This window comes from Glaciecola siphonariae, assembly GCF_042652645.1.
In the GTDB taxonomy this organism is placed as follows: Bacteria; Pseudomonadota; Gammaproteobacteria; order Enterobacterales; family Alteromonadaceae; genus Glaciecola; species Glaciecola siphonariae.
The window spans coordinates 454,753-468,588 of sequence record NZ_JBHSGU010000005.1; the positions used below are offsets into that span (position 1 = coordinate 454,753).

A 13,836-nucleotide genomic window follows, 5' to 3' on the forward strand; every position below is an offset into this window, starting at 1 on the left:
TCTAAATTTAGGGTATACAAATCTATACTTAGCCTACTAAACTGTCTTAAACTACAAAGGCTATTGGCGTAAAACAATGCCACATTACTTAAGCTATGCAAAGCTTAGCTGACGAGACAGCGCACAAGGAGAGGTAAGTCTATGTTTTTATGCTACTATCAAGTTTATCTCGCTCTTTTTATATTGTGCACACAATGATATTCAATCGCGTTATCGCGCTCGTTTGCGGCGTGATGCTGTTTAGTTCATTTATACTTATCTCGCTTGCTGAGGCGCAAACGCGCACATCTGAACATGCCGCTGAGTATACAGTTAGCGCAGATTTTGATACCTCTATTAGCCTTTCAAGCAAAGCCGAATTCTTGTTAACCGAAGAGAATCTGCTGTTATCAGATGTAATGCAGCAACAGCAATGGCAAACGCACAAAGAAATTGTCAATATTCCCGAAGGAGCTTCGCTGTGGCTTCGTTTTGAAGTTTTTAATCCTAGTGATAGTAATCGCTTACTCACACTCGTAGCCGGAAATGCATTTATTGACCGAGCGGAAGCTTTTTTACTCGACGAGCAGTTGCGCATTATTCAGTCATCCCGTCTGCAAGGTGATGTGCTCAATACCGCTACTTTGAGCCGAAACGGCTTTAAAATGTCATTTACCGCGCGCAGCGCCTCCACATTCGCTATATATCTGCAAATACAAGACGATGGTCTTTCGGTGATCCCAATTGAGCTATGGCAGTCACAGGCTTACACCGCGCAGGCAAGCGTTAGGCTTATATTATTGGGGGCGATGAGTGGCGGCCTGTCGTTGCTAGCGACCTACTTCTTGCTCACTTATGTGCTACGCAACGCACCCTCTCGTTTTTGGTTTTGTGTATTTTCTACAGCCGCCATGACAACCATGCTTTCTACGGAAGGCATATTACCGATGATGTTTATGATCCCCTCGTATGCCGCAGAGCTAACCGCAATTAGCCTCACGGTAATGCTGTTCGCAGCAATCAAGATTACGCGCATCATTTTTGAACCCGTCTCTAAAATATGGCTGCGAGCGCACTATGTACTGCTGTTGTTTCCTCTCATAGGCATTTTCATTTTCAATGACTTTTATCAACTTATTTCATTGATAGTTTTTTCTTGTGTATTTTTTGTGAGCAAGCTTCTCGCCACTTTAATTTATCGCAAGGGATTAGATTTACGCAGTGCCATTATCTATTTTTCAGGGTGGGTAGCACTTGGCATTGTGGGCATTATTGAATTGTTAACACTGCTGAATAACACAAGTCATCTGTCATTTGCTGCTCCCTATCCTTTTATCTTTAGCTGCCTAGGAGTAATGATGATTGGCGTTGCGATCATTAGTCGTGAACAGTCCATTCAAGCTTTAAACAGCCATAATCAAATGCAGCAAATTAATCATCTGCAGCAATATAACGACTTGTTTCAACATGCTGCTGAGGGATTGTATACGGCCAAACCTAACGGTGAGCTTATACACGTAAATCCAGCGATTTGCTCGCTGTTTGGCTATACCGACAGTAAAAGCTTTTTAAGCACACATCCTCATTTATCCAGCTTTTTTGCGAGTTCAAAAGACGCTGACCTACTTCTGGGCGAACTCAGCATTCAGCAAACTGTGTTAGGCAAAGAGGTTAAGGGTAAACGAAGCGATGGAAGCGAGTTTTGGTTTAGTATTTCTGCGCAGCTCAAAAAGGTCCAAGACAACGCTCTGCAATTTGGCTCTTTGTTTGACATCACCGAACGTAGGCTTCATCAAATAAACTTACAATACCTAAATACCCATGACCAATTAACGGGTTTGTATAATCGGCGCTATTTTTTACAAATTATGAATGAGCGCATTGAGCAAACGCGCGACTCAGATGCAGATAGCCAGTTTGCGCTTGTGTTTTTAGACGTTGATCAATTTAAAGTCATAAACGACACCTGTGGTCATTCTGCCGGCGACGTATTCGTTAAAGAGTTATCTCACGAATTGTTTGATGTAGTGGGCGATAAATATGTTTTTGCGCGGCTAAGCGCTGATCAATTTGGGCTACTGGTTGATTTTGACGACATTAACGAGATATCGGCGCTTGCGAGTCAGATGCTCGAGAAGGTGCGCGCTTTTGAATTTAAATGGGACAGGCATATCTTTACCCAGTCTATTAGTATCGGTATCGCGGCGTATGAGAGTAGCATCCCAAGCGGAGAAGAACTGCTATCTTATGCCGATACCGCTTGCCTGATTGCTAAGGAGAGCGGACAAGATAAAATCCATATTTACTCGTCTGAGATGAGCATGCATTCGAGCTACCAGCGAGACCTGTACTGGGTAAGCGAAGTTAAAAATGCGGTAAAAGAAGATAAACTCGAATTATTTTATCAACATTATCGCCCATTAGGGCATGCCGACGAACACGACTACTATGAAATCCTTGTGCGCCTGCGTACCAAAGAGAACGATTTAGTCGCGCCAGAGTTTTTCATGCCTAGCGCCGAAAAGGCCAACATTAGCCATCACATCGACAAATGCGTGATTGAGCATTACTTTCAATGGCTGCACGCGCATCCTGAACATATGGACACGCTCTGTAAGGCAAATATCAATTTGTCAGGCTTTTCACTGTCCGACGACGATTTCCGCTTTTTCTTGCTTAATGCCTTTGAAAAATATCACATCCCGCACGAGAAGATTTGTTTTGAGATCACCGAGACTATGGCCATCATTCGGATGAAAGATGCGATTGAGTTCATGAACGAGTTTAAAAAACTCGGCTGCACCTTTGCCCTGGATGATTTCGGCACGGGCTTTTCGAGTTACAGCTATTTAAAAAATCTGCCGGTAGACTATTTGAAAATAGACGGTAACTTTATACGCGACATCCTTAACGACAAAATTGACTTAGCCATGGTGACTTCCATTCGAGATGTGGCAGAGGCTATGAAAATAAAAACCGTCGCGGAATTCGTTGAAACAACAGACATTATGGTGCAAATCGGTAAGCTCGGCCTCGATTTTGCACAAGGCTTTTGTATCGCAAAACCCAAAGCTCTGGCACAATATCGCCCCTTTAAAGAAGAGCCGCCTGAACTATAAGCGACTAACGCCTCTATAAAGGCTTGCATTTATCGTTTTAAGTCCCATTAATGGCCTATTGTGGAAAATCGACGTACTCATGAAATCAACAACGCCCCCCTACCAGTTTGTTAGCGAAGCAAAATTGCCGACTCGATTTGGTGATTTTAAAATACACGGCTTTGTTGAGACACTTAGCGGGCAAGAGCATATTGCCTTGTCTTACGGAACTTGGGAAAACAGCGACATAGTGCCAATCCGCATCCACAGTGAATGCCTGACTGGCGATGCGCTTTTTAGCACGCGCTGTGATTGCGGCTTCCAGTTAGAAAAAGCCCTCCAAAATATTGTTGATAACGGCTGCGGCGTTTTGCTTTATCTTCGCCAAGAGGGCCGCGGCATTGGGCTACTGAATAAAATAAAAGCTTATAACCTTCAAGATGAGGGCTTTGATACTGTTGAGGCCAACCAGCATCTTGGCTTTGACGCCGACTTAAGAGATTACAGCATATGTAAACTCATGCTCGACAAACTCGGTGTCAATAAGGTTGAGCTAATGACCAACAACCCTAAAAAACTGGCGGCGCTAGAGGGGATGGGCGTTAATGTTGTGGCTAGAAAACCGATTGATCACGGCGTGACCAAAGATAACAAACATTATCTGATGACCAAAACCTCAAAAATGGGCCATACCTTTGACCCGGATAAACTCAAATAAAACGCTGTAAAGCGCTTATGCATATTTCTGATGAATCACCTGAGCAAAGCGACTTGCAGAATCTTCGTCCATATTGAAGTATAACGAGGGCTCTATGAGCTCAACTTCAATGATTTCTAGTCCGCGCTCAGTATTTAGCATGTCAATTCGCGCGTAGAGTGCCGGAGCAGGAAGGGCCTGAATGGTTTGTTCAGCCAATGCCAACATGGGCTCAGTTGGCACAAGCGACGTCAGTTGCCCCCCATGTTCTTCTTGTACCCGAAAATCATCTTGCGCAGGCATCTTGCAAATACCGTGGCTAAATGCATTACCAAAGTAAAAAAGTGAGTACTCACCTTGCGTTTTTACGCTTTTCTCGAAGGCTTGAATCATAAATGCTCTATCGGAAAATGTCTGCTCGAGACGTGTGGCAATCTTGCCCAGCTCTGTCTTAGTAAACAAATAGGTATGGTCGGCGTTCGCGCTTACCAGTGGTTTAATAATAAGCTTTTCGGTATTAAAGTGGTTAAACGCATCTTCTACCTCAGTGAGGCTAAAACGTTCAGGCCACAGAGTAGGCAAGGTTTGCACGCCTTTGTTTGAGAGGTCTTGAAGGTAAGATTTAGAAATATTCCAGTGCATAAGATCATATGCATTTTCTAATACAGCATTAGATTGTTCAATGCGCCGAAGACACGCTAAAAACGCGTCAGCATCATCTTGGTAGTCCCACGTACTTCTAACTACTACCAACTCAAACTGATTATAGTCGATGTATTTATTGCGCCAAGAAACATCTTCAACAGCCCAGCCGAGGCGACGCAAAAAGGGCTTTACTAAATCATCGTAAACAAAGAAATCTTCAAGATTATCAGTGCTTAGAAAGGCACAACGGGGCATGTACATACTCACACTACAGATACAGTGCTTAGGTTAGTGAATTTTAAACACGAGGTAAATGCCAAACGTATAATTTTGCAACGTGTCTTGGCAACATTCACTCACGCCGCTTACAGTTCAAACTCTAAACTACGCTAGAGTTTAGCTGCGTTTAAATTGCACATAATTGAGCTTGAACAAGACACGTAACGTACACAGAGCCTGTGCGTAGCATAAAGCCATCCAAACGAAAATGCGAACCGTTGTCACGTGGCAGCAGACTCGGCCTCGGGCACCCCACTTAACTAAGTTTTAGGAGAACATTTGAGCGTAAGCAGATACAAATTAACCATGATAAGCCTTAATAATATGACCCACAAAACACCTTGCAAAAGCCCTAATGTTACATTTTTTGCTGCGCCTTCAGTTTTTGCAGTGCTTGCTGCGTTTGCTGTGCTTGCTTTGAGTGCAATGCATTATGCAAAAAGTGCCGAATTGACCGCGCAGTACGATCTAGATCTGTTGAAAAACACGCAAGGCGGCATTAGCACCAAATTTGATTATATTGATTTACTGAGCCTGTCGGTAAGCGATACACACAGCTTTAACCGCGAGAGTCAACTGTCATACTTTGTGAGCGCTTTTTATAGCAACGGACACGCATTTTCCGAAGATATTGTAGGCGATGATCATGTTGTATCTAATTTAGAAGGCGGTGCTCAATTTGCCAAACTCGGTGAAGCATGGGTCGACTATCAATACCAAAACCTTTCAATTTTGTTTGGGCTTTACGATATAAATAGTGAATTTGACGTATTACAAAGCGCTAACTTATTTATTAATAGCGGCCATGGGATTGGGAATGACATTGGTCTTAGTGGACGCAATGGGCCCTCAATCTATCCCTATTATGGACTCAGTGCGCGTATTAAGTTAGCGCTCAACAGTCATCATACACTGCTAATTGCTGCCATTGACGGCTCTCCGGGCGATGCAAGCACGCCCTCAGCCCCTGCCATTAGCCTCTCAAGCGACGACGGTGTGTTTAGCATTGCTCAGTGGCAATACGAGAACGCCGACCACATATGGTTGCTTGGCGCTTGGCACTATACAAAATCGCAAGCTTTAACGTCAGACACAAGATTTGAGCGAGCACGCTCTGGCAACTGGGGGGCTTATGTTCGTCATGAACAAAGCCTGTTTACAGAGGTGTTTCAGCCGCAAATTAAGGGGTTTTTCCGCCTTGGCATCAGCGACAGTGAATTTAATAAATATGATGGCTTTGTTAGTGCAGGGATAAACGTATCACAAGTCTCCGGTATGCGCCGTGATGACAGCTTTGGGGCTGCCGTCGCTTATACCGACCTAGGTGACGACTTTGCAAGGGTAAATGCTAACACCGTGGATGGCTTTGCCAACGGTGAGCTAAATATCGAATTAACCTATCGCACTCGATTGCACAAATATGTATTTGTGCAACCTACCGTGCAATATATTAAGCATCCAGCTGGCATTGAGCAAGACTCGGCATTGGTCGCAGGGCTTCGCTTAAGCCTGCAGTTTGCGCATTGAGGCAAGCGGCCCTTTGAGGCGTTATCGCATTACTAAACGGCGTTTAAAAATACCTTGATTGAGTGCGTTCACAGAGTTAATTCAGCAATCGTGTTCATAAATAAAACAATGCTGTTGTGAAATTTCTCGTAGTGTCTAATTTTGTGACGTTAAGTGATAGCCTAGCTTTTGGACAGTTCATTACCCCAAGGAAGTTAGTATGTCATTTACCGTCAATGCCCGTAAAATCACGCTTAGCCTATTAATCGGCTCGTCCAGTTTGATGCTGTTTGCATGCGGCAGCTCCGGCTCAGATAGCAGCGCGCCAGCGCCGGTTGCTCCCCCCGCGCCGCCGCCGGCAACACCGCCGAGTTCGGGTGCTAGCGATACCAATGAGCTTATTAAAGTCAATCAACTAGGCTTTTATCCGGCAAGTCAAAAAATTGCAATTGTGCCTGACAATGGCGCCACTGAATTTTCGGTACTTAACAGCGATGGAGTCAGTGTCTTAGACGGTGAGCTTTCACAGGCAAATACATGGGACATGGACGGCCGCTCAGTTCGTATGGCTGATTTTTCAGCGCTTAGCACCAGCGGCACTTACACTATCGAAGTTGACGGCGTTAGCGCTTCTAACCCGTTCAGCATTTCATCGGATGTTTACTCAGATGCTCACGATACGGTTTTAAAAGCTTACTATTTTAACCGTGCAAGCACAGCACTAGACGCGCAATACGCGGGCGATTGGCAGCGCCCTACTGCTCACCCTGATACACAAGTGCTCGTGCATGCGTCAGCAGCTTCAGAGCAGCGACCTGAAGGCTTCGTATTGAGCTCTCCTAAGGGATGGTACGATGCGGGTGACTATAACAAGTACATTGTAAACAGCGGTATTTCAACCTATACGCTTTTAGCCGCCTATGAAAACTATTCCGATTTTTACCAAACGCGTTCGCTAAATATTCCAGAGTCTGACAACGCACTACCCGATATTATCGATGAAATTTTATGGAATCTTACGTGGATGCAAACCATGCAAGACCCTAATGACGGCGGTGTATATCACAAGCTCACCACACTTAATTTTGAAGGGGCGGTCATGCCCCACGAAGCTACGGCCCAGCGCTACGTCGTGCAAAAAAGTACCTCAGCGGCGCTTAACTTTGCCGCAGTGAGCGCTCAGGCAAGCCGCATTTTTTCATCGATTGACTCTTTAAGCGCGCTGTCAAGCGAACTGCAAAGCGCCGCACTTAGCGCTTGGCAATGGGCTCAGCAAAACCCAGATGTACCGTATATTCAGCCGAGCGATGTATTTACAGGACGTTACGACGACACAAATTTTAACGATGAGTTTTCATGGGCAGCGGTTGAGCTCTTCTTATTGACCGAAGACACGCAGTTTCTTGACCAATATTTAAGTCTAAACGTGCCTGCTACTACGCCCTCTTGGCCGCAAGTGGGTACTTTGGGCATGCTGTCTTTACTCAATAACGGCAAAGAACTGCTGTCTGAAGCGCAATACGCTAACGTGCAAGATAAAGTACTTGGCTTTGCTAATCAGATTTTAGCTGAACAAGGCAACGCCTATCAGGTAGGGATGACGCGAAGCGACCTTATTTGGGGCAGTAATTCAAACGGCTTAAACAAGGCGATTGTGCTGCTTCATGCTGCGCAGCATACAAGCGGCGATGCCAAACCTTACGTAGACGCTGCCGTAAATTTTGTTGATTATGTGCTCGGTCGTAACCCTACTGATTACTCGTATGTTACCGGCTTAGGTAGCAAACCACCTCTTGATATTCACCACCGACAGTCGTATGCAGACAATGTTGCCGCGCCTGTACCCGGTTTTGTAGCAGGGGGCGCGCAGCCCGGTCAACAAGATAACTGCAGCTATCCATCGAGCCAGCCTGCCAGATCCTATCTTGACGATTGGTGCTCGTATTCAACGAACGAAATCACCATTAACTGGAACGCACCAATGGTATATATGTTGGCTGCTATGGAAAGCGCCAACTAAGCTGGCGCAATTCAGCTTGCAGGGTGCTTATTTCTCACCCTGCAAGTGTCTTTTAAAAAAGTCGAGCATGAGTGTTTGACGATGCTCTACAGTATTTTTACCCTCCCGTATGCCGTGCGACCGATTCGGATACGACATAAACTCAAACTGCTTATTATGTGCCACGAGCTCATTGATTAATCGCTCAGCGCCTTGGTAGTGAACATTGTCATCACCCGTGCCGTGTATAAGTAAGAGCTTGCCGCTAAAGCCTTCAACAAAATTGATAGATGAAGTATTAAAGTAACTTTCAGGGTCGGTTTTAGGATGCCCTGAATAACGCTCCTGATAAATAGTGTCATATAAAGAAATGTCGGGCACAGGTGCAATAGCAGTACCTGCATGGTACTTGTCACCGTGCTTAAACAACATAGTTAAAGTTGAGCTACCGCCGCCCGAGTGACCAAACACGCCTACACGTTCAGTATCAATAAAAGCATAGCGCTGAGCCATTTCATTAAAGGCATCGACTTGATCTTGTGCGGTAATGCTTCCAATCTTTTTATAAATCGATTTGCGCCATTCCCGTCCTTTAGGCGCGCGGGTGCCGCGATTATCGACCGACGCTACAATAAAACCTTCTTGTACTAGTAGCGCTCTGTATAAATAACCCTCAGCACCCCACCTGTCCTGAACCGTTGAGCCAGCGGGCTCTCCATAGACATAAAAGATAATGGGATAGCGCTTAGATGGGTCTAAGTCTTGCGGTGTCATGATGTATGCATCTAGCTGAGTGCCATCTTGAGCACTTAGCGTAATAAACTCATGATTTGGTAAAGCCACCTCTTGCAAACGCGCTTTTAGTTTTTCATTATCAATTAATGCTTTAACACTCTTGTGACCTGCAACTTTTATGGTTTGGCTTATTGTAGGCGTGTTAAAGCTACTGTAATGATGCAGCGCGTTTGAAGCATCTTTTGACATCACATACGCATTGCTGCCTTCATATGCGTCGGGCGTAATTCTTCTAGGTTTCATTGAGCCGTCTAACGAGGCCTCAAATAAATAGCGCTGGCCAGGGTCATCCGGTGATGCGATAAAGTAAATACGGTTTCGAGCTTCGTTATAAGCCAGTAAGCTGATCATATCAAACTCACCTGGGGTTAAATCAACGATGTCGCTGCCGTCTTTAGATATCCGATAAAGATGACGCCAGCCGTCGCGCTCGCTGTGCCAAATGAAGTGTTGTCCGTCATTAATAAAGTCAGCGTCGTAGTAGTATTCAATAAAGGCATCATCGGTGTCGGTAAATACTACTTGTTGAGTGTTCTGCTCAATATTAAACAGCCAAAGCTGATTGCGCTGCTGAGGGCGATTGACCTCTTGCACCAAAAGTTCGCTGCCATTCGCCCAATTGATGCGCGGAATATAACGGTCTCGATTATCTCCTTCTAGCCCTAACCACTGAGTTTCTTGCGTAGATAGATTAACCACACCAACGCGCACTGCAGAGTTGGTCTCACCTGCCTTCGGATACGGGAAGGTGGTCAAGGTAGGGTAGAGCTCATCGGTATTGTTTATCATGGTAAATACCTCAACGCCGGAGGTATCTAACTGCCAATAAGCAATTTTTTCGCTGTCGGGCGACCATCTAAAGCCATCTGCAATGGCTAGCTCTTCTTCATACACCCAGTCGAAGTTGCCGTTGATGATAATATCGTTACCATCGGTGGTCAGCGTATGCACTTGGTCATCGTTTAGCGTTTGATAGTAGATATTGTTTTTGTAAACGTAAGCCACTTTGCTGGAGTCGGGCGAGAATTTAGCGAACATTAAACGGCTTGACTCAGGGTCTTCGGCACGCTTTTGCTTCTCAGCATCGGCTTGCTGGTCGTTAGAGGGTTCAGGCAAATTAACAAACGCAGTTTTCACCGCTTCTGGGCCAAGTTGCGTTAGGCTTTTAGTCTCCAAATTCAGCAAGAAATAATCACCTCGGCTGCGCGAGCGCCATACCTTTTTGGAGTTTGTGTAAATAAGTACCCACTTACCGTCATCAGACCAAATATAATCATCAACAGCGATGGGCTGAGTTTTACCGCGTGGCGTTAGACTTTCAAATGCAACCAACACTTTGCGCCCGCTTCCGTCCACGTTGTAAAAGACAATGTCGTTACCTTTAACCCCTGCTTTTTCTGGGTTGTAGGTAGCGTTTTCAGTTTCATCGGAGTTCTCATCACCACCATCTTGAACATCCTCTGTCTTTCTTGGCTCAAGTACGGTATAGCCAGAACCATCGTCTAACCATCTAAAATACGTGCCTCGCTGAACAGCAAAATACCGCTCAGCGTAAATTTTGTTCAAACTCAATGGTGTTTTTTGCTCAGTCATAGTGGAATGTGTCGCGCATGATTGAATGCTAAGTGCACTGAGCACTAGCAATAAAAAGGATAGTATTTTCATAAATAACCTAACCGTACACTATTGCAGCGTTTTACAGAAGGGGAGTGTGTTCGAGTCTAGCCGCTTCTGCTCATTTCTTTTATAGCGAAACAAGCTCATTACTAACAAAGATTACTGCCACATCAGCCCCAACTGAGTGCACATAACGCGCTTTTTGCGATTGCTTTAAAAGTTGCCTATATCAGCATGAATAGTTTCAATGCGACTTTTCGTAATGCTAGGGTCAAACTCCTCGCTATCTTCGCTGTGCTGCTCGTTTTGTGCTTTAACTGCGGTCGCTTCGGCTTTACCAATATTCATCATCTGCATTTTTAAATATATAGGCATCAATAGCGGAATAGCATCTGCAGAAGACCCAAATGTTTCGATGCGCGTTCTACCTTCATCAGATGAGCTGCGAATAAACCATTGATGCGTTGACGGGCGTCTAAACGCAATATCAGCCTTTCCATCATCGTCATAATCACTGGCAACAGGAATATCGCCATCGCGGGTGCCGTAGGCAATGCGCTCTAGCGTATTGTTTTCAGACGATAATATAAACCAGTTTCCAATACGTGGACGGTATACAGCTATATCCGCTTTGCCGTCGCCGTCGTAATCAGCAGGAACCGGCACATCACCTCTTTCTATCCCAAAGCGGATTTTTTTTACCTGCCCTGTGCTCGATTCTAATATATACCACGTCTGATTAGACACTCTGCGAATGGCAATGTCTGCCATACCATCGCCGTCGTAGTCTGCAACCGTCGGGATATCTGAAGATTGCAGTCCAAAGCGCTTCTTCCAAATGCTTCCGTCACTACTGCGCTGAATAGTCCACACCCCCGAACTTGGATTTCTTACGGCAAAATCGGTAATGCCGTCACCATCATAATCAGCCGGTACCGGCACATCATCAGCATGGTCACCGGTTAAATCTACCAGTACCGTATTGGTACTTGAAAGCCTTACATACCATGTTGCATTTGACGGACGACGCAGCGCAATATCGTTAAAGCCATCGCCATCAAAATCGCCTAAAAGTGGAATATCGTCACTGCGCCCAAAAGGCTCTGACCTAACGCCCTCGCTCTGAGAGTTGAGCACATAGGTTTTGCCATTACGCGCCAGTCTGAAGCTCAAATCAGCACGACCATCTCCGTTAAAGTCGCCTTTAACCGCCGGTTGCTGCGGTGTTTCAATAGCTTTAACGATGCGATTATTACTTAAATCAACCTCGTAGTTGTCAAGTGTATTTGCACTTTGAGCATTCAGAAAAATAGTATGATTACCGACGATTTCAATACGTGTCCTAATTGTAATTTTTGCTGTTTCCCAGTTTTCAGATAAAAATACAGTACAATTAAAACTTAAGTCTGGGTCAAAGGAACAACTGCGTTCAACTCCGGCGTCACTGGTGATTTGAAATTCGCTCAACGACAAACCTTCGCTTAAACGACCAAACAAATTGATGCTTGGATTGTTGGTAAAATCATCGTTTTTCGCACTTAAATAAACGTCATTGGTCACAATTGTCCCAACTGGTGCAACTGATAATTTGTCGCTGGTGAGTGAATAATCGAGTAAGTCCTCACTTTCAACCTTATGCAGTATATAGGCGGCAAAGCCTCGTATATTTAATTGATGGGGTATCATATACGTAACGCTCTTAGCGTCGCCAATATTGACATCTGCTGCCCAGATGCCACTCGGGTCGGTGTCTAAAAAGGTAATCGTTGCTGCAGCTTCGTAAGTGTCATCAGCACCGGTGCGTTCCCAATCGTCGCGATTAATATTGACATACTTGTAGGCCGCACCCGGACCGTTAAAAGAAAAAGACGCGTAAAGACTTGATGAACTTTCCTTAACACGAATTCTTATTTTGTATTGATCGCCTTGCGCTGGGTCGTTTGGTTTGGGCACGATGGTTAAACTTATAAGCTCAGGGGGCGTGCTGTCCAACTCGTTTAAATTCGTTACCATGAAGCTGATTGGATGCGTTGCTTCATCTTCATAATTGGGCAAATCGTATCGAGATACAAAGTTATTATTGGTATCTTCGGCTGAGCTAAATCGAATGCCCCACTCACCGGCAGGATCGTTACTATCAAAGTCTACAGGTATGGTCATTTTATACGTGTTTGCTTGACCTGTGGCCTCCCACCGTCCTTGATAAGAACCAAACCAAATATACTTGTCGAAGTTAGTGTCAAACCCTTCTGGCGATACAAGTTCAAAGCCTACGCTGCTAATAGTCGCTGCTTCATCATAAGCGGTTACGGTAGCAAAAATAGTGCTCGTCCCGCTGGTCACATCTACATCATAGCTCGACAAAGAAAAATCGATGATTGTTGGCGGCTCGAGGTCTATTTCGTTGGTGTTTTTTATCTCAATGTAAGGCGTAAAGCCATCGCGCGCGATGGTATCTGCATCAATATAGTCACCGTAGTTATCGGCTTTGTCGCTTATATAGTAAATATCAGCGCTCCACTGACCGGGCATAGCATTGCTAGACACTTTTACTGTTGAGGTAGCCTCATACACATGCTCTTCACTTGTTGGCGACCAAGCTTCTCGATATACGTCAAAATTCAATACTTGTGACGCTGAATTAAAGCCGCCGGTAAACGGTGAGTTTAACTGTCCAAACAAAAACGCCGGCCCTGTGCCGTCGTCAAACGCTCTCACCGTAATGCGTATTTCTTGCTCTGCATCTGTTACGTCTATCTCTGGTTTATTTATTGAAAAGCCCACAAGCGTAGGAGCCGTTCGGTCTATGTCTTGCTGAAGCTTGCCCGGCAGCTCGTTTTTCTGATTATTTTTATGAGAGCCTAGAACGTCTTGCGCTTGAGCGAGGCGTGTCTCCTGGCGTTTAGCGTTTGTCTTCTTCTCGCAGTTTACAAATGTTTGCACCCAAAAACGCTTCTCACGCTCGCCGGCTGCACTTTGCACTTTGTCTAGCAAGTATGGCGTATCGCAGCGGGCAAGAGAGGTATCTATGAGACTTGAATTTGGTGGTAGGTAGTCTGCTTTTGCGGAACCGACAACTGATAGAAAAAGGCAACAAACGGCCATTGAATATTTCATAAATTTACTCTTGCATGTGCGAATGTAGTACGTCTCTTAGCATGCCTAGTGTCGCCTGTCATATCGAGCAAACTATTAGGAAATTCGGGCTCAACAATAGGAGC

The 13,836-nt window shown here is 45.1% G+C and carries 7 protein-coding genes; 4 read left to right on the forward strand and 3 right to left on the reverse strand.

What is annotated here, in order from left to right; translation table 11 throughout:
- Nucleotides 1-149 precede the first annotated feature (149 nt).
- Nucleotides 150-3,098, forward strand: a complete 2,949-nt coding sequence (locus ACFO4O_RS13155) for an EAL domain-containing protein (protein WP_382409250.1) — start codon at nt 150-152, stop codon at nt 3,096-3,098.
- 79 nt (nt 3,099-3,177) lie between these two features.
- Nucleotides 3,178-3,795: a GTP cyclohydrolase II gene (gene ribA / locus ACFO4O_RS13160; RefSeq protein ID WP_382409252.1), complete on the forward strand. Its 618-nt coding sequence runs from the start codon at nt 3,178-3,180 to the stop codon at nt 3,793-3,795.
- A gap of 15 nt (nt 3,796-3,810) precedes the next feature.
- Here ribA and ACFO4O_RS13165 read toward each other — a convergent pair whose 3' ends face one another.
- Nucleotides 3,811-4,674, reverse strand: a complete 864-nt coding sequence (locus ACFO4O_RS13165) for an ATP-grasp domain-containing protein (RefSeq protein ID WP_382409254.1) — start codon at nt 4,672-4,674, stop codon at nt 3,811-3,813.
- A gap of 303 nt (nt 4,675-4,977) precedes the next feature.
- On the opposite strand from ACFO4O_RS13165, the gene ACFO4O_RS13170 reads away from it, so the two are divergent.
- Together ACFO4O_RS13170 and ACFO4O_RS13175 are read left to right on the forward strand one after the other, a co-directional pair.
- Nucleotides 4,978-6,225 (forward strand): carbohydrate porin, encoded by a 1,248-nt coding sequence (locus ACFO4O_RS13170; protein ID WP_382409256.1) that lies wholly within the window; start codon nt 4,978-4,980, stop codon nt 6,223-6,225.
- A 199-nt stretch (nt 6,226-6,424) separates the two neighbouring features.
- On the forward strand, nt 6,425-8,224 hold the full coding sequence (locus ACFO4O_RS13175) for a glycoside hydrolase family 9 protein (protein WP_382409258.1): 1,800 nt from the start codon (nt 6,425-6,427) through the stop codon (nt 8,222-8,224).
- A gap of 27 nt (nt 8,225-8,251) precedes the next feature.
- Here the strand turns inward: ACFO4O_RS13175 and ACFO4O_RS13180 are convergent, their stop codons facing one another.
- Nucleotides 8,252-10,663 carry a S9 family peptidase gene (locus ACFO4O_RS13180; RefSeq protein ID WP_382409260.1) on the reverse strand — a complete coding sequence of 804 codons (2,412 nt, stop codon included), beginning with the start codon at nt 10,661-10,663 and terminating at the stop codon, nt 8,252-8,254.
- A gap of 165 nt (nt 10,664-10,828) precedes the next feature.
- A complete protein-coding gene (locus ACFO4O_RS13185) occupies nt 10,829-13,732 on the reverse strand; it encodes an FG-GAP repeat domain-containing protein (protein ID WP_382409262.1) in 2,904 nt (967 codons plus the stop codon).
- Nucleotides 13,733-13,836: the final 104 nt, after the last annotated feature.

Excerpts from the sequence above, each read along its gene's own strand:
- ribA (WP_382409252.1), top strand. The coding sequence starts at position 3,178 with ATGAAATCAACAACGCCCCCCTACCAGTTTGTTAGCGAAGCAAAATTG.
- ACFO4O_RS13175 (WP_382409258.1), top strand. The coding sequence starts at position 6,425 with ATGTCATTTACCGTCAATGCCCGTAAAATCACGCTTAGCCTATTAATC.
- ACFO4O_RS13180 (WP_382409260.1), bottom strand. The coding sequence starts at position 10,663 with ATGAAAATACTATCCTTTTTATTGCTAGTGCTCAGTGCACTTAGCATT.
- ACFO4O_RS13165 (WP_382409254.1), bottom strand. The coding sequence starts at position 4,674 with ATGCCCCGTTGTGCCTTTCTAAGCACTGATAATCTTGAAGATTTCTTT.
- ACFO4O_RS13185 (WP_382409262.1), bottom strand. The coding sequence starts at position 13,732 with ATGAAATATTCAATGGCCGTTTGTTGCCTTTTTCTATCAGTTGTCGGT.
- ACFO4O_RS13155 (WP_382409250.1), top strand. The coding sequence starts at position 150 with ATGCTACTATCAAGTTTATCTCGCTCTTTTTATATTGTGCACACAATG.